This window comes from Priestia sp. SIMBA_032 (assembly GCF_046535215.1).
In the GTDB taxonomy this organism is placed as follows: Bacteria; Bacillota; Bacilli; order Bacillales; family Bacillaceae_H; genus Priestia; species Priestia aryabhattai.
On the sequence record NZ_JAWRXD010000003.1, the window covers coordinates 324,992 to 339,885 of the forward strand.

20 protein-coding genes are annotated in these 14,894 nt (G+C 35.2%); 6 read left to right on the forward strand and 14 right to left on the reverse strand.

Translation table 11 applies throughout. The features are described from left to right. The first annotated feature begins 60 nt into the window (after window positions 1–60). The gene (locus SB717_RS11815) at window positions 61–288 is read left to right on the forward strand and encodes a hypothetical protein (protein WP_074681326.1); all 228 of its coding nucleotides are present in this window, start codon (window positions 61–63) and stop codon (window positions 286–288) included. A 13-nt stretch (window positions 289–301) separates the two neighbouring features. On the opposite strand, the gene SB717_RS11820 is transcribed toward SB717_RS11815, so the two are convergent. The 7 genes from SB717_RS11820 to SB717_RS11850 form a co-directional block, all read right to left on the reverse strand. Further along, a complete protein-coding gene (locus tag SB717_RS11820) occupies window positions 302–1,195 on the reverse strand; it encodes a helix-turn-helix domain-containing protein (RefSeq protein WP_074681328.1) in 894 nt (297 codons plus the stop codon). A 143-nt stretch (window positions 1,196–1,338) separates the two neighbouring features. Beyond that, a complete protein-coding gene (locus tag SB717_RS11825) occupies window positions 1,339–1,992 on the reverse strand; it encodes a hypothetical protein (RefSeq protein ID WP_410903779.1) in 654 nt (217 codons plus the stop codon). Between the two features lie 40 nt (window positions 1,993–2,032). Next, complete coding sequence (locus SB717_RS11830) at window positions 2,033–2,185, reverse strand: hypothetical protein (protein ID WP_410903780.1); 153 nt, start codon at window positions 2,183–2,185, stop codon at window positions 2,033–2,035. 681 nt (window positions 2,186–2,866) lie between these two features. Then, entirely contained in the window at window positions 2,867–3,124 is a 258-nt protein-coding gene (locus tag SB717_RS11835; RefSeq protein ID WP_075419950.1) for a hypothetical protein, read from the reverse strand. Between the two features lie 652 nt (window positions 3,125–3,776). Continuing rightward, window positions 3,777–4,013 carry a hypothetical protein gene (locus SB717_RS11840; RefSeq protein WP_410903781.1) on the reverse strand — a complete coding sequence of 79 codons (237 nt, stop codon included), beginning with the start codon at window positions 4,011–4,013 and terminating at the stop codon, window positions 3,777–3,779. Window positions 4,014–4,130: 117 nt separating this feature from the next. Further along, entirely contained in the window at window positions 4,131–4,256 is a 126-nt protein-coding gene (locus SB717_RS11845; RefSeq protein ID WP_410903782.1) for a hypothetical protein, read from the reverse strand. A gap of 108 nt (window positions 4,257–4,364) precedes the next feature. Continuing rightward, the gene (locus SB717_RS11850; protein ID WP_074895748.1) at window positions 4,365–4,754 is read right to left on the reverse strand and encodes a hypothetical protein; all 390 of its coding nucleotides are present in this window, start codon (window positions 4,752–4,754) and stop codon (window positions 4,365–4,367) included. Between the two features lie 238 nt (window positions 4,755–4,992). On the opposite strand from SB717_RS11850, the gene SB717_RS11855 reads away from it, so the two are divergent. The 3 genes from SB717_RS11855 to SB717_RS11865 all read left to right on the forward strand — a co-directional run bounded on the left by SB717_RS11855 (window position 4,993) and on the right by SB717_RS11865 (window position 6,380). Then, entirely contained in the window at window positions 4,993–5,238 is a 246-nt protein-coding gene (locus tag SB717_RS11855; protein WP_410903783.1) for a hypothetical protein, read from the forward strand. Window positions 5,239–5,608: 370 nt separating this feature from the next. After that, window positions 5,609–5,899 carry a hypothetical protein gene (locus tag SB717_RS11860; protein ID WP_251443642.1) on the forward strand — a complete coding sequence of 97 codons (291 nt, stop codon included), beginning with the start codon at window positions 5,609–5,611 and terminating at the stop codon, window positions 5,897–5,899. Then, a complete protein-coding gene (locus SB717_RS11865; protein ID WP_346254796.1) occupies window positions 5,889–6,380 on the forward strand; it encodes a hypothetical protein in 492 nt (163 codons plus the stop codon). Before SB717_RS11860 ends, SB717_RS11865 begins: the two co-directional genes overlap by 11 nt. A 273-nt stretch (window positions 6,381–6,653) precedes the next feature. Here SB717_RS11865 and SB717_RS11870 read toward each other — a convergent pair whose 3' ends face one another. Continuing rightward, window positions 6,654–7,652, reverse strand: a complete 999-nt coding sequence (locus SB717_RS11870; RefSeq protein ID WP_410903784.1) for a tyrosine-type recombinase/integrase — start codon at window positions 7,650–7,652, stop codon at window positions 6,654–6,656. A 397-nt stretch (window positions 7,653–8,049) separates the two neighbouring features. Beyond that, the gene (locus SB717_RS11875) at window positions 8,050–8,982 is read right to left on the reverse strand and encodes an alpha/beta hydrolase (RefSeq protein ID WP_410903785.1); all 933 of its coding nucleotides are present in this window, start codon (window positions 8,980–8,982) and stop codon (window positions 8,050–8,052) included. A gap of 200 nt (window positions 8,983–9,182) precedes the next feature. Between SB717_RS11875 and SB717_RS11880 the strand changes: the two genes are divergently transcribed. Continuing rightward, the gene (locus tag SB717_RS11880) at window positions 9,183–9,458 is read left to right on the forward strand and encodes a hypothetical protein (RefSeq protein ID WP_025752355.1); all 276 of its coding nucleotides are present in this window, start codon (window positions 9,183–9,185) and stop codon (window positions 9,456–9,458) included. A gap of 33 nt (window positions 9,459–9,491) precedes the next feature. Here SB717_RS11880 and SB717_RS11885 read toward each other — a convergent pair whose 3' ends face one another. The 3 genes from SB717_RS11885 to SB717_RS11895 all read right to left on the reverse strand — a co-directional run bounded on the left by SB717_RS11885 (window position 9,492) and on the right by SB717_RS11895 (window position 11,719). Further along, window positions 9,492–10,340, reverse strand: coding sequence for a YihY/virulence factor BrkB family protein (locus tag SB717_RS11885; protein WP_013056998.1), 849 nt, complete (start codon window positions 10,338–10,340; stop codon window positions 9,492–9,494). Window positions 10,341–10,529: 189 nt separating this feature from the next. Continuing rightward, window positions 10,530–10,733 carry an alpha/beta-type small acid-soluble spore protein gene (locus tag SB717_RS11890; RefSeq protein ID WP_074681348.1) on the reverse strand — a complete coding sequence of 68 codons (204 nt, stop codon included), beginning with the start codon at window positions 10,731–10,733 and terminating at the stop codon, window positions 10,530–10,532. A gap of 125 nt (window positions 10,734–10,858) precedes the next feature. Next, on the reverse strand, window positions 10,859–11,719 hold the full coding sequence (locus SB717_RS11895; RefSeq protein ID WP_074681350.1) for a dimethylarginine dimethylaminohydrolase family protein: 861 nt from the start codon (window positions 11,717–11,719) through the stop codon (window positions 10,859–10,861). A gap of 207 nt (window positions 11,720–11,926) precedes the next feature. Here SB717_RS11895 and SB717_RS11900 point away from each other — a divergent pair, with 207 nt between their 5' ends. Continuing rightward, the gene (locus SB717_RS11900; protein ID WP_410903786.1) at window positions 11,927–14,098 is read left to right on the forward strand and encodes an MMPL family transporter; all 2,172 of its coding nucleotides are present in this window, start codon (window positions 11,927–11,929) and stop codon (window positions 14,096–14,098) included. Between the two features lie 43 nt (window positions 14,099–14,141). On the opposite strand, the gene SB717_RS11905 is transcribed toward SB717_RS11900, so the two are convergent. Both SB717_RS11905 and SB717_RS11910 read right to left on the reverse strand, forming a co-directional pair. After that, window positions 14,142–14,441, reverse strand: coding sequence for a YxcD family protein (locus tag SB717_RS11905; protein WP_013056994.1), 300 nt, complete (start codon window positions 14,439–14,441; stop codon window positions 14,142–14,144). Then, window positions 14,429–14,884, reverse strand: coding sequence for a hypothetical protein (locus SB717_RS11910; protein ID WP_074681354.1), 456 nt, complete (start codon window positions 14,882–14,884; stop codon window positions 14,429–14,431). Before SB717_RS11910 ends, SB717_RS11905 begins: the two co-directional genes overlap by 13 nt. Window positions 14,885–14,894 lie beyond the last annotated feature (10 nt).

The window sequence follows — 14,894 nt, forward strand, 5'->3', positions numbered from 1 at the left end:
ACTCCAATTCTTTCTATAATGAATACAGTAAAAAGCATAAAAACTTAGGCGGTGAAAAGAGTGAATTATCCATATTACCCGGAACAACCTTTAGAAGAGTATCAATATGGCTATGATTATTATTCAAATCCTCAGGAAACTGATGAAAGATTCCCTTATGGTTATTATCCATATCCTCGCCCACGTCCATTTTATCCTTACCCTTACCCTCGTCCTATTTATTACCATCCCCCTTACTTTTACCCTCGTCCTCGTCCGTTTTACCCACACCCAGTGTATTGGAGATAAAAAAGAAGAGCTATCAGCTCTTCTTTTTTGTTTCTTGATATTTAGACATCTCTTCTTTAATAATGGTCACAAACGCTTCATTTTGCTCAATTTCAAAAATAGTAATAGCTTTTTCGAGGTAGGCTATTCCTTCTTTAAGCTCACCAAGCTGACAGAGTGCTTCTCCAATTTGATAGTGCAGTTCTCCTAATAAATAAAGCGTCTCATGCTGAATACACAGCTCTAGTCCTGCTTGTGCATATTTAACCGACTTTTCATAACGTTCCATTTGCAAAAGCGCATGTGATAATCCATATAAAATTCGAATTTTGACAAGAGGATCTTTTAACTTAGGAAGCAAAGCAATATGCTGTAATCCTTCCATAAACGTACTGAATGCTTTTTTCAAATGACCTTCTTCTTCGTAAATAATGGCAATACTATTTAAAATAGCAATCTCTTTTTCTGAATAAAACTGTTCGCCTGTACGCGTGAATGCAATGGCTTTTTCCAATTTACGAAGCGCTTGTTCAAATTTATTTCCAATATAATAATCACATATGGCTTCGTGCCATAGGAAAAATTGTGCGTGAAAAGGATCTTGAAACATAGGATTATCTTTTTCTTTGTTCACCATATGTAACACGGTTTCATAATCGCGTTTTCGTATATAATGCCTAATGGTCGATTTAATTTCTTTTGAATAATCGTTGGGCGTTAGCTCTCCTGCTTCAAAGAAATAATTCATCGGTACCCCTAAGCGTTTCGATAAATGATAGAGAACTTCACTGCTTGCATGAATTTCACCTTGTTCAAATCGATGTAGCTCTTCTTCTGTACAAATTCCTTCTGATAACTCTACAGTTGTCATTTCCGCAATCTTTCGCAGATCTTGAATCAGCTGACCTACTTGTTTTTTATCATTCAAAAAATCACCTTACTTAATGTCAATAAACCCTGTCAAAACAACGTTCCATGATATAATTATAAGTATATTGTACATTTAGATAGTTTTTTTATCAATAGAATAAAGAAAAATATTCCAATTAAATTTTTCAAATTATAATTAAATTATTTCAAACAACCTCCAGCCTCATCTTTAGACATATCACCCCTTTGCACAGCAGTCATTACTTGATCACAGTAATATGAAGTTTTACTGTATCCTTCCTCATCAATCTCTTTTCGAATTTGCTCTTTTGCTTCATCAGAAAAATTAGCATCTTGTTCTGCGATTATTTGTTTTTCGTATTCTTCTTGCTCTTTAGCCAATTTTTCTTCCTCTTCTTGATTTAACTGTTCCTCGATCTCAGCCTCTTCAGCCCATGTTTCAGCTTGATTTGCTTCATAATTATCGATTGTTTCTTGACTAACTGGAGATTCCGCTTCCTTCTTTTGCTCTGCTTGTTGAGTTGCTACACGTTGTTGTTCGGCTATTTCTGCTTGTCGTTTAGCTTCCGCTTCTTCTTTTACTGTTTGCTGTGCTAATTCTTTAGCCTTTCTTTCTTCTTCAATTTTTGTAGCGTACGCACGTAAATCTTTCTGTTCATCTTGAATTTGTAGAGATTCAGATTTCTTATTTAATTCTCTTTCATCAGTCTTTTTTTCTGGCTTTACAACAGTTTCTTTCTTAGAAGTCTCAGCGTTCTTCCCTTCTCCTTGGTCACATGCTCCTATAGTTAAACTCAAAGACAACAAAATGCTACCAACTAACAACTTTTTCACAGCATTCTCCCCTTAACTTTTCTCTGTATGGAGTGTTACACTAAACAGATAAACTGATTTGACTAACCAATTTTTCTAAGTCCTTGATTAATTCTTTAGGGGTAACTATATTGTTCATTACGTTATTACATATCTTTAGAAGCTCAAGTTTAACTTCTATGCTAATTTCCTCAGGTTTCAATTGTCCATCCACAACACACAGCCCCCTTACTGAGTAAATAATACCATAAAAAAGGTTATTTTTGTTACTATCTCAATTATTTTTCTTCTTAGTTTTTCGATAATTTCCTTTTTATATCATCTGCATTTTCTTCCCTATAATTAATGTAATCCACCATTATATTTTCTATAACTCTTAATAATTCTTTTCCTTGCTCTTCTGTAAATAAGCACTCTCTATTACCTTCTTAACTTTCATGTACTTCTTACCATCTACACCAAAGTGAACCTTATGGTAATGTGCTTTACGATCACTTTATAAGTTACCTATAAATAAACGTTTACTCCAATCCTATTTCACTTCTATAAAGTGAAAGACTATTTCAACAGGAGTAGGCGAGTACGCCTACCTCCTTCAAGACAGACTTCACATAAAGGATTTAACCTCTTCTTCCTATTGCGTAATTTAATCCATAGGCTACCAGAATAAAAGGCTTGCTCTTGCTCTTTCTTATCTACTCTCTGTTCCTTGTACTCTTTATGAGTATCTTTTTTGCACTTGTCACAATATGTATCGTAAGCTAATTGACGACATTTCTCTGTGTTACATATCTTAGATGGCTTTTTAGGCATGTTGTTTAGCCACCTTTTTTATCATTTATTATTTAGCATATATTTTAATTTGCATACCATAGATATAATAAAAAGCCACTCATCAGAGTGACTTAACATTAGATTTATTCTTTACTTCTTCTGGTACATAATCTAAAAGTGTGGATATTATCATATTAAAATGCCATGGAGTAAGATTATTTCCAGCACTTTCTTTCAATTCATTTCGTAGCTTTTCACCCCATACAGGGTATCTGTCATTACTTTTTGCTTCTTCTAACATATGATCTACTACATTTAATACCTTATAATACTCATTTTCTTTTGCACTAATATAATAATCCTTCTGTCCATAATTCATAACTCCACCTCCTTTTGGTTACCCATAATTTTCCCTGTTTTAACCAAATTAAACTTGTTAACTTCCTAAAATAAAAAGCCGACCTTATGATCGACTTTCTTTACTGAACTAAATATCATCTCTTTCAGGTACTTTAAATACTGCTTTAATTTTGTATATATCTTTCTTACCTTTTAAGGCAGTAACCCTTGTAATCAGTTCAATAGTAACCCCTGAAACTAAAAGGTATGGCAGGTCCTGAAATAGGCGTCTGTCCCCCACCCAAAGGTTTGGGAGCTTTAGCAGGATATCCCAGCGGGTAATTCCCCCACCAGCTTTCCACTTCACCACTAGAATTCAGTACATATCCAGTTGGACGTCCAAAAGAAGGCATGAAATAAGGATAGAAAGCATAGTTAAAAGGAGTATAAAAATTAGAATAGAACATTTAATCACCTACTTTGTTCCAGCATGTAAAAAAAATCCTTCATTAAGGTATGAGAGCTTTTCTTTTATTATGAATCATCATTTTCAACAACTTTTTATTATTTGCACAAAATAAAAAACACCCAAGCTATGGGTGCTTTTTATACACTTAACATGTTAAAGGAGAAAACGATTCGTCAGCAAAAGAAGTACTGACCATTAATATTATGCTCGAATGTGAGTTTACCTATACTGTGCGTTTCTCATTTTTTATTATAAAGCTTGCTAGTCCAATATCAAGGACTGTTCTTTCATGAGATTGTATGTCCCATAATTGTTGATGGTAATCTGGTATATATACACTTCCGTCATATTGAGCTTTAATAACACGTCGGAAATTCTCACTTGAGCATTGCACAATGTAACACTTTACGCCATTTTCCTCTACAACATTTAGTACTTTAAAATCAAACCGAATTTTCATTCTCTAACCCCCGACTTTCTACCTAATAATTTCTACAAAAAGTTTAATAATCCTTCTCTATATATTACTAAATGAATATTTTTTAACTTTCATTAATCAACATAGCTTTTAGTTGCTCTATCTGAAAAACCATAATCTCATTTCATGACTTTGCTCATCAGTTAACTCTATGTCCGTATCTTCTGGAACATCTTCATATTCAATATTTCCCTCTAACAACTGTTCGAAGAGTACTTGATTCATTAATATTAGCTCCATTTTTAATAATGATTTTATGTTTCAGCATATTAACTTCTACAAAATAAAAAGCCACTCTAAATGAGTGACTTAAACTTATAAAAATATTAACTTTCACTTTAGCTCTACAAGTAAATAACTTAGTGCCCTATCTAATGCTTCAGGTATAGTTTCAACCTCTTCAATCAACTTTGAACCAGTTTTCAGCTGATAAGCTAAACCTGTATCGAAAATTTTAATTCCACCAGCAACTTGATTGTTAGATTTTAAAACTTTACTCAAACTCAATATAGAGCCTTGCACTTTTAAAAGAACTGAACAATCTGGAAATGAAATTTTATTTTCCTCTTTAATAAATTCAACTTCAGTTTGTTGGTTTTCATTTAATTTTACATTTAACATGTCAATAAAAGAATCAATGACACTTTGAACCGATAACAATTCGAAATGTTTTCCTGCAACTTTAGAAACATAAGCATCCATCCAGTTTCTACTTTTCCCCATTAATATTCCCACCTTTTGTGTAGACTATTTTATTCTACAAAAGGCTAGTTATTCTCACTTTTTTAAATATTAATCAATTTTCAAGATTCTTTCTCACATAGGTAAATCCGAATTCAATTTATGAAGTTATAACAATAATAACCTCGCCTAGTTCTCTAGCCCGTCTATACATAATTGACAAGCTAAACATATGTTAGTGTATATTCTATTTTCTTCATCGATGAAAGGATGAGAACGTATGGTAGCTAAAATCAATTCACTTACGATTGGTAACATTTCTGGAGGAACTTTTATTTTTGGAAATGGAAATCAAGTATGTCCCGTTAAAAGTACAGAATCCAATTCACAAACAGGTTTGGGATCAAATGCAAGTCCTAGTTCAAGTTCAGTAACAGGCTCTCAAAACACTTCTTCTCAACAGTCGCCTAGTTCAACACCTACTCAGACGCCTACTTTAGGAAGTGGAAATACAAATACACTTTGAAAAGCATCCCTACGTATAAGGATGCTTTTTATTACAACATTTAATTTACATATACTTTTGATAGAATGTAAACTAATAATTGATATATTCAAAAGTAACTTGATAAGCTTCATTCTTGGTTAAACCTTGTAAACTCATTAAATACTCAACCAACATTACTCTTCAATTACTAGCTAAAGGTTCATCATCTCCTTCACTAATACATAATATTTCTTCATCACTGAGTTCTCCATCTAATATTTCCTGATAAAGTTCATCGATTATTATACAACCAACCTTTCTAGACATTATTAAAAGTAGATACTATGTTCTAATTTCACAATGAACTTAATATCATTTATTGTATTTAAGACAACGGGAGATGATATTGATGAGCAGATTTGATATTGAAACCTTAAAAAAGATTCGTGATGATTTACAAGAAATTCACTCTACTGCTATTTCTAACTATCATGACTATCCAGAACTTATGGATACAATTGATCATTTAGCAAGAGTTGCTAACATGTTCGCAAATGATAAAATTGAGAACCTTGTGAATAGTAACTTGCGTGCTGATCCACAAGGTTATATTGTGTCAAAATTATCGTCTGCTTCTTCACGTATGAAAAATTACAAGAAAGGCATCGGCAGGCGTGAAGTAGGTTCTTATGAAAATTGAATACACAGGCTGGAGATTTTATGATGACTATACGGAAATTTATGGTAGAAACTACTTAATTCATCATGTTGGCTCAATGTTGGTGCCAGTTTCAAGAATAAAAGGATTGACTCATGATAATGTTTTGTCTGTAGAAAAGTTAAATCGTCTTCTTAAATCGATCGAGAATCATGGATATGTAACAACCAGTTCCTCTCATATGGATATTAATCTAACATTATTTCCAAACGGTGATTTCTGCGTTAGTAATGGAGGTAATCATAGACCATATTTAGCAAAGAAGCTAGGTATAACTATTATTAGAGCCGTTGTGGATGTTTGCATTCCACTTAATCTTTTGACAGATGAACAAATTCAATATTTTGAGTCTATAGATCCTTATGATTTGCCTCACAGTACAGAATTAAAAAATGCAGCATACGCCCTAGAACTAATGCCTAGCCAACAACTTGCTAAACAAACTATAATTCATATTCAATAAGCATCTAATAGGTGCTTATTTTTTATTAGCTAAAATAATAAATATACTGATGAATATATCAGAATCCTTTAATTTATATCGTTCAGAAAGTCATAAGTTTTAGACAGAGATAAACCGTTTTAAAATGTATAGTCAAATAAGCGTATGACATTATTGATTTTTCCAATAACTATCATATACTTTCATTGGGTAAATCTTATGTATTTGACTATACAAGATGGAGAGTAGAAGTTGTGAGCATCTGCTCTCTTTTTTTGTACAAATTAACTTTTTTTATTTCCGTTTAACAATTTTTTCTTTATGATTTTCTATCAGATTTATCGCTGAATATTTCTTATGTTCATCTCTAATTGTAGTATCCAATACATGAGCGTACACCTTAGCTGTAATAGATAACTCAGAATGACCTAAGAGCTGTTGCAAAACTCTAATGTTACCCGATTGCCGTAGAAACATTTCAGATCTAGTATGGCGACACAGATGAGGATGAAATCGTTTATTAATACCTGCATTTTTCAAGACCTTTTCTAAATGCGCTCTGAACGTACTTGGTCGCAATCTATTTCCATCATTCGTTAGAAAAATATATTCGCTACTGAATAACTTCTCATTATCTGCGATGAGTTCTTGGAGAAGTTGTATAGTTTTAACCGATACAGGAACTATCCTAAACTTCTTTGATTTTGTATTTTGAAATGTTACGGATCTTTTTTCAAAGTCCACATCCTGCATTTTTAAATGAACTGTTTCTTCGACTCTTCCTAATGTGTCTAACAAGGTATGTAAGAGTACATAAGATCTAAATTGAGCGTAGTAGCTCTTATTAAAAGCATCAAAAATTCGCTTTATCTCCTCTACATTTAAAACCTCAACCTTTTTTTTCTGAAATTTAATGTTCTTGATTTGGCTAAACACATTTTCATCCAATATTCCTTCACGTATTAGGATATTAAACGCTGCACGTAATTTCTGTAGATAGTTGTTAGCACTAGAGGGCTTAACTCCTTTTTTAGCCACTTGTTTAAACCTACTCTTCTTATCAGATTTTTCATGTAGTAGCCAATCTACAAAGTCTCTGGCATTATTGAGATCAATCGAAGCGATTAACTTCTCTTTTCCAAAAAAATTGATTAGATCGTTGAAGGCTATGTTGTACTGATGAATAGTAGATTGTGCCATACCTTCAAGTGTTTTTATCTTTATTATTCTGTCCTTCGCATCACTTAAATCAACTTGATTCAGCTTTGTTCCTTTCCCAATCTTTTTGCACACATAAAAAGGCAACCTCCTTTATATATGGAAGTTGCCTTAACAATTTAGGTGGTTTTTTTATTATGAACAAGTTTCAGTCTCAAGGACTATTTACCCATTCATTAAAAACCTTGTTATATCAACGTTTAGGAAGTGACAGTTGTCATTTCCGCAATCTTTCGCAGATCTTGAATCAGCTGACCTACTTGTTTTTTATCATTCAAAAAATCACCTTACTTAATGTCAATAAATGTTTTTATCCTACTTTTCTACTATACTCCAAACAAAATGACTTTAAAAGAGATAATAGGCTATTTTTTGAAACTCTTGTCAATCTTTTCTCCCTATCAATAAAGAAAAACAGCACATTAATGTGCTGTTTTTCTCAAGTTTATATGATTTATGACACTATATACCCTTAAATAGAATCAAATACTTGACGCAGTTGAGCTGCGCTTTTATTAATCGCCTGCTGAGCGAGTGGGACAAATTCATGAAACCCTAAAAACCCGTGAATCATTGTTTCATAATTTTCATAGGTGACGGGGACACCGTGATTTTTTAATGCGTCCGCGTAGTCTTTTCCGCTATCTCTTAAAGGATCATACTGTGCTGTAATAATGGTAGCGCTTGGTAGACTCGATAAATCTTCTAGTAATACCGGAGCGTTATAGGGATGCTGTTCTTCTTCTTTATTATTTAAGTACTGAAGGCGAAACCAATTTATAAGATCTTTTGAAAGAAAATATCCTTCGGCGTTTTCTTTCATAGATGCAGGGTGCTGGTTTTTAAATCCTACAGATGGATAAATAAGCAGCTGATGAACAATGGATGGACCTTGCCTTTCTTTTGCTAAAATGCTTACAACCGCAGCAAGGTTACCACCGGCACTATCCCCTCCAACAGCAATTTTGTTTGAATCGATATTTAATTGAGACGCATGAGCTGCAATCCAATCCAAGGCGTCATAGGCATCGTTCACCGCAGCGGGAAATTTATCCTCAGGAGCAAGGCGGTAATCAACAGACACTACAATACAGTTTGTTTCATTTGCATAAGATCTGCATATGGAGTCATGACTATCTAAGCTTCCTAATACCCAGCCTCCTCCGTGATAATAAACAAGAGCGGGAAATGGCCCTGTTCCTTCAGGTTCATACACTCGTATAGTGAGCGCACGTTCATTTAATTGGATTTCTTCATTATATACTTTTTTAACTGCTTCTTTGGAAGGAGTTAAAGACATCTTTTCCATTTCCCTCAACTGCGGGGGCGTAACGTCCTCTAAAGAAGGACGGGGCATTTCATTATATTGATTTAGAAATATTTGAATATGCGGATCTAACGGCATTCTTCTTCTCTCTCCTTTCATGGTAACTCTATATGTAATGATGAATGAAATTTCAGAAAAAATCCAATATATTGTCTTCTCGGCAGGCTTTTGTTTGTTTTAATTAAAAATGGGTATAACAATTAAATAAAGAGGATGATATTCGTATATATTTTATTCTCGCCTATATAAATATAAATACGTACAAAGGAGGCACACCGATGATTATTGTGTATATAAGCTTAGCTGTTGTTTTGGCATCACTTGCGTATCTTATTTACGCAGGCGTATCATTTAATAAAAAAATCAAGCCAACTGTGAACTCTGTAAATGCCACTTCTCAACATCTTCAAAACGAAACTGATCATATTAAAGAAAAAACAAATCATTTAAAAGTAACACAAGCAGCGATTAAAACCGATGTACAGTACAAAAAAGATTCGGTCAAATATACAGCCAACTCATTTAAACAGCTTGTTAATAGCTTTAAACGTTAAAAAAGGAAACCTCTATAAAGGTTTCCTTTTTTATTACATCGCCTGAGACGTATCTTTAGGAGGTGCAGCCGTTTTGTTTCGGTGATAAATCGCGTTAATCTCTCCTCCAATAACGAGAATTAACCCCGTTAAAAATAGCCAAAGCATCAGAACAATCACGCCTCCTAAGCTCCCATAAGTAGCAGAATAATTGCCAAAGTTGCTTACGTAAAATGAGAACCCTAAAGATGTTAGCTGCCATAACAGCGTAGCAGCGAGTGCTCCGGGCCATACGTGAGCAAAAGGAAACGTTTTGTTTGGCGCTAATCTGTATAATACGGATAAAACAAGCACCATAATGCCGACACCAACAATCCAGCGCAGAATATTTAAAACCACTGTTGTACCTGAAGGAAGAGAAAACCATTCGCTTATCCAATTTAACAAAACTCCTCCGAACACTGGTAAAAGAAGCGATACAACAATTGTTACAATTAATCCAATTGTTAAAAGAATAGACAAGCCTCTTACTTTAATAAACGAGCGCTGTTCTTTCACGTCGTAGGCTTGGTTCATTGCACGGATAAAGGCGTTCATACCGTTTGAAGCGGACCAAATGGTTCCTAAAATCCCTACAGTTAGTAGCCCGCCGTTTGGTTGGCTTACAAATTGAGCTACGTTATCTTTAAAGATTGCAGCCGTTTCTCCCGGCATAACGCTTTGAAGAAGATCGATTGCCTCTTCCGGTTTAATCGATAGATATGGAACAATCGATATCAGTAAAATAAGCATAGGGAATAATGATAGCATATAATAATAGGCTTGCTCAGCCGCTAGTCCCGTTGCTTGGTCTTCTTGAATTTCTTTACCAAGACTTTTTCCAAATGATAATAGCTTTTTCATGATAAACCTCTACTTTCTCTTTTTTTGTTCTTTTCCCATTTTATGCACTTTTCAACCTTGAAAGTGGAGAATTTCAGGCAAAATCTCAAATCAAGCGACCAAGAGAAAGTAGAATGATGTTTCCTACACAAAAAAAGTTCCGGCTCAAAAGGGCCAGAACTTTTCATCAAAGTGTTTATGTAGAGCAGACTAGCGAATGTGTCCCTGCGCACCGCTTAATTGCTGCTGCGCCATTGCAACAAGATGCTTCGTCATTTCTCCACCAACAGAACCATTTGCGCGAGCCGTTTGTTCCGCGCCAAGCTGAACGTTAAATCTTCCCGCGATTTCCGTTTTTAACTGATCAAGAAGCTGTTCAGCACCTTGAACTAAAATAGGATTACGATTTGCCATGTTTATCACTCCTTTCCTTCAACAGCTTATATAGGTTAATGTTCCTTTCACTTGAAATTTTATACAACATCCTTCAAAAAAAATCCCTGGCTATCGCCGAGATCTTTTTTTCTTTTTAAGCTTTTTTATACTCGTTCAAGAGGCATTGTACAGCAGCGGAAAGAACCGCCGGATTTAATAATTTCAGATATATCAACTTCAATTACTTTATAGCCTCGTTTCCTTAACTCTTCATTCACTTCTGTATTCATTGGCAGACTGATTACCCGTTGATTACCGATAGATAATACATTGGTTCCCATCGTAAACTGCTCTTTTTTTGTTACTTCAATTAAGTCATATTTCATGCGAAGTAAATTTAATTCTTTTTCATGTAAAGCGGGTGAAAATACGAGCGCTTCTGTAGGTGATAAAATATTTAACACACAATCAAGATGAAGATAAGACCGATCAATAGGAATCGGAACAACCTCATACGCTGGAAGCAGCTCTTGGATATGCTCCAAGCCTTCTTTACTTGTACGGTCGCTGAGTGCAATAAAAATAGCTTGTCCATCAATTAGCACATCTCCACCTTCAATGGGATGGTCCGGTACCTGATGGAAGGGAATCCCTTGCTGCTGCAGCCAGTCTGCTAGCACTTGCTCTTCTCCGCTTCGAATTTCGCTTCCCATTTTCGTGACAATAACGGTATCTCCGAGCGTATAGCCAATATCCCGCGTAAATACTTGTTCTGGAAATGGCTCTTGTGCAGATAGCCCGATGACTTCAACCCCTTCTTTTTGAAGGCATTCGACAAATTGACGGTGCTGCTTTGAAGCCAAGCTCTCATCAATATTTTCGTCCGCATAATGCTTTTGTGTTTCATTAATAATTTCTTCAATTTTCATATATGTAGGTGGGCAAACGACCACACGTTTTAATGTATCATACTCATTTTTACACCCATAACTATTCGTCATTTTAGCTGGCTGTTTCATTTGCATCTTTTTTAATCCCCCTTCGTGCATTTATGTACAGTGTTCCCTAAATCGCCTGAAACATAAACACGATTTTACTGAGGAAACACCCCTGCGCATCTATCTAAAAAGCTTTTTCAGACAAGAAAAACAAAAAAACACAATACTTCTTCTAATTACAATAACTGTTAGTATAAAATAGTCTAGTAACTGTACAAAAAATTGGAGGTTAATATGAATAAAGTAGCGAACGCATTATATGCGGGGAGAAAAATTTTATTAATACTGTGGATCATCCTAATTGTCGGATTTGGCTTTTATGCGGCTAAGCTTCCTTCTGTGCTGGGAGGAAACGGATTTGAAATGAAAGGAATGTATAAAGGTACCGAGCAGCTTTTAGTTAATAAATTTGATGTTAGCGAAGCTCAGATCATCGTTTTGTTTGAAAAAAAAGACGGAGTTTCTGACTCGAAATTTCAGCAAACGATCGCTCAGTATATGCAAAAAGCAAAGGACAAATCAGACGCTTCGAAAGTTGACATACCAACGGCTTCTAACAAGATGATAAAAGGAAGCACAGCGTATGGAATTATCCACTTTAATCACGATGATGGAACGATGGATAAACGAGTGGAAAAGATCAGAACTCTTTCAGCTGAAGAAAAAGAAGTTAGTGTAAAATTAACCGGTGGCCCTATTATTGAAAAAGATATGAATACAGCAAGCCAAGCAGATTTAGCAAAAGCAGAAGCCATCGGTATTCCTGTTGCTTTAGTTGTGCTCCTTCTAGCTTTTGGCGGCGTGGTAGCAGCTGCAATCCCTCTTATGATAGGAATTGTAACCGTCGTTACCACCATGGGCGTTGTCTATTTCTTTCATCCGTACACAGAGCTGTCCATCTTTATTTTAAATGTGATTCCGATGATTGGATTAGCTCTTAGTATTGACTTTGCCCTTTTATTTATTAATCGCTTTAAAGAAGAAATTCAAACAAAATCGGTAGAACAAGCAATCAAAATCACCATTCAAACAGCGGGACGCTCGGTCATCTTCTCAGGATTATGCGTATTTATTGGATTAGCGGGAATGCTGTTTATTCAAGTTGATATTTTTCAAAACGTCGCTCTTGGAGGAATGGCTGTTGTTTTTATCGCTGTGTTTTCAGCTCTTACGCTGCTTCCTTCCATACTTGCTATATTAGGTACACGCATTAATCGTTTACGTATCTTAAAAGTCAGTGAACAAGGCGGTCAGTCTAGGTGGCGTTCATTTGCTACATTTGTCATGAAAAAGCCTGTAACTATGACGATTGTTTCTCTTATTATTCTGTTAGTAGCACTTATTCCCGTTCGAGACATGCATCTAGAAATACCGTCTTCAGAAGCGCTGCCAACAAAATACGAGTCTCGTCAAGCTTTTGATACGTATAACGATACGTTTATAAATAAAAACACGGCAGACGTTTATTTTGTGCTAGAAGCTAAGCAAGATATGCTGAATGAAAAATCTTTAACAAATGCCTTTACTTTTATAGAACAATTAAAAGAAGATTCGTTAGTTAAGCAAGTCGATTCTATTTCTACCGCTTTAAACGTAAAATCGAGTGATCAGCTTCAAGCTATGCTGGAAAACCCGCAGATAAGTGCGCAGACAAAGCCAGCTGTAGATTCGTTCATTAACGGACATTATATGCTTATAAAAGCTATGCTAGATACAGACCAAAATTCAGATCAAGCAAAAGATTTTGTTCGAAAATGGAAAGACAAACATTCACCGTTCACCGTTCATATTGGCGGCTATCCAAAATTTGAGCAAGAAATATTCGATGAAATTTATGAAAAAGCTCCATATGGTTTGGCTCTTGTTTTATTTTCAACGTATGTCATTTTAATGATTGCTTTTCGTTCTGTCCTCATTCCTTTAAAGGCTATCATTATGAATATTTTAAGCTTAACAGCTACGTTTGGTTTACTTGTATGGCTGTTTCAAAATGGACATTTAGGTCTTACTCAATCTAATATTGCTTTAGTGCTGCCGGTCTTTGTTTTCGGCCTTGTATTTGGGCTTAGCATGGACTACGAAGTCTTTTTGATTTCGCGCATTCACGAAGTGTATCATCAAACCCGTGATAATAATGTGGCAACGGTAGAAGGATTAGCTTCCACTAGTAAAATCATCACAAGCGCTGCTTTAATCATGATTGTGATTACAGGAGCCTTTGCTTTTACAGACGTAACGCCTGTTAAACAAATGGGTGTAGGAATTGCTTTAGCAATATTTATCGATGCAACGATTGTCAGAATGCTCCTTGTCCCTTCTCTTATGAAATTACTTGGAGATGCCAACTGGTGGTTTTTCACTAAAAAAAGCAATAAGTCCAGTTCCAACGAACAGGTAAAATCATAATAAAAAACCCGCTCAAGTGAGCGGGTTTTTTATTATGATTTCTTTATCGACTTAATTTAGCAAAAGCGATAATGCCTTCTTCATCGTCTAATTCCAGTTCTAGTCCTGCTGCGTATGGGTCTACGTTCATTTCCGTATCCAGCCAAAAGCGTAGCGCTTCAATAATATTTAAAGTAATATGAACCTGCTTACGATCATGTACGTATGACTCTGCTGAAAAACCGTAGTCATCATCATACATTAGCTCAATCTCTACTTCTTGAGGCTGAACTTGTTTTTTTTCTGCGATATACAAACACATCGCATTGATAATATCTTGTTCAGAAATTTTTATTGTCTCCAAGATTTCACTTCCTCGTTTTTACGCTTGTTGCTACGTACGCTTTGGAATAACTTTACTACAAGAAGAATTAAAGCGACAATCACAAGCATATTTACCATAAAGCCTAAAATTGGGCCTAATGGTCCTAAGCTAGATAGCAAGCTTCCGAATAATAAGCCCGCAATTCCTCCCATTAAAAGACCTTTCATTAAGCCGCCGCGCTTTGAGCTAGCCGCTGTACTTTTAGATGTTGAGTTTTTAGACGTATTGTTTTGCTTAACCGAATTGCTGTTATTGTTTTTAAATAAGCTTGATTGGTTATTGCTTCCGCTGTCAAAAGAGCGCTTTCCTGATTTATACCCTTTTGCGCTTGCTACGTTTGAACCGTCATGAATAAGTGATCCACCGATTGGTGAAAACACAACCGCTAATGCGATAAATGCGGCCAATAATTTTTTTACCATTGCTTTCCCT

Coding starts and splice junctions, on each gene's coding strand:
- SB717_RS11835 (WP_075419950.1), bottom strand. CDS start 3,124: ATGAATTATGGACAGAAGGATTATTATATTAGTGCAAAAGAAAATGAG.
- SB717_RS11840 (WP_410903781.1), bottom strand. CDS start 4,013: ATGAAAATTCGGTTTGATTTTAAAGTACTAAATGTTGTAGAGGAAAAT.
- SB717_RS11845 (WP_410903782.1), bottom strand. CDS start 4,256: ATGAATCAAGTACTCTTCGAACAGTTGTTAGAGGGAAATATTGAATAT.
- SB717_RS11850 (WP_074895748.1), bottom strand. CDS start 4,754: ATGGGGAAAAGTAGAAACTGGATGGATGCTTATGTTTCTAAAGTTGCA.
- SB717_RS11855 (WP_410903783.1), top strand. CDS start 4,993: ATGGTAGCTAAAATCAATTCACTTACGATTGGTAACATTTCTGGAGGA.
- SB717_RS11860 (WP_251443642.1), top strand. CDS start 5,609: ATGAGCAGATTTGATATTGAAACCTTAAAAAAGATTCGTGATGATTTA.
- SB717_RS11865 (WP_346254796.1), top strand. CDS start 5,889: ATGAAAATTGAATACACAGGCTGGAGATTTTATGATGACTATACGGAA.
- SB717_RS11875 (WP_410903785.1), bottom strand. CDS start 8,982: ATGCCGTTAGATCCGCATATTCAAATATTTCTAAATCAATATAATGAA.
- SB717_RS11880 (WP_025752355.1), top strand. CDS start 9,183: ATGATTATTGTGTATATAAGCTTAGCTGTTGTTTTGGCATCACTTGCG.
- SB717_RS11885 (WP_013056998.1), bottom strand. CDS start 10,340: ATGAAAAAGCTATTATCATTTGGAAAAAGTCTTGGTAAAGAAATTCAA.
- SB717_RS11890 (WP_074681348.1), bottom strand. CDS start 10,733: ATGGCAAATCGTAATCCTATTTTAGTTCAAGGTGCTGAACAGCTTCTT.
- SB717_RS11895 (WP_074681350.1), bottom strand. CDS start 11,719: ATGCAAATGAAACAGCCAGCTAAAATGACGAATAGTTATGGGTGTAAA.
- SB717_RS11900 (WP_410903786.1), top strand. CDS start 11,927: ATGAATAAAGTAGCGAACGCATTATATGCGGGGAGAAAAATTTTATTA.
- SB717_RS11910 (WP_074681354.1), bottom strand. CDS start 14,884: ATGGTAAAAAAATTATTGGCCGCATTTATCGCATTAGCGGTTGTGTTT.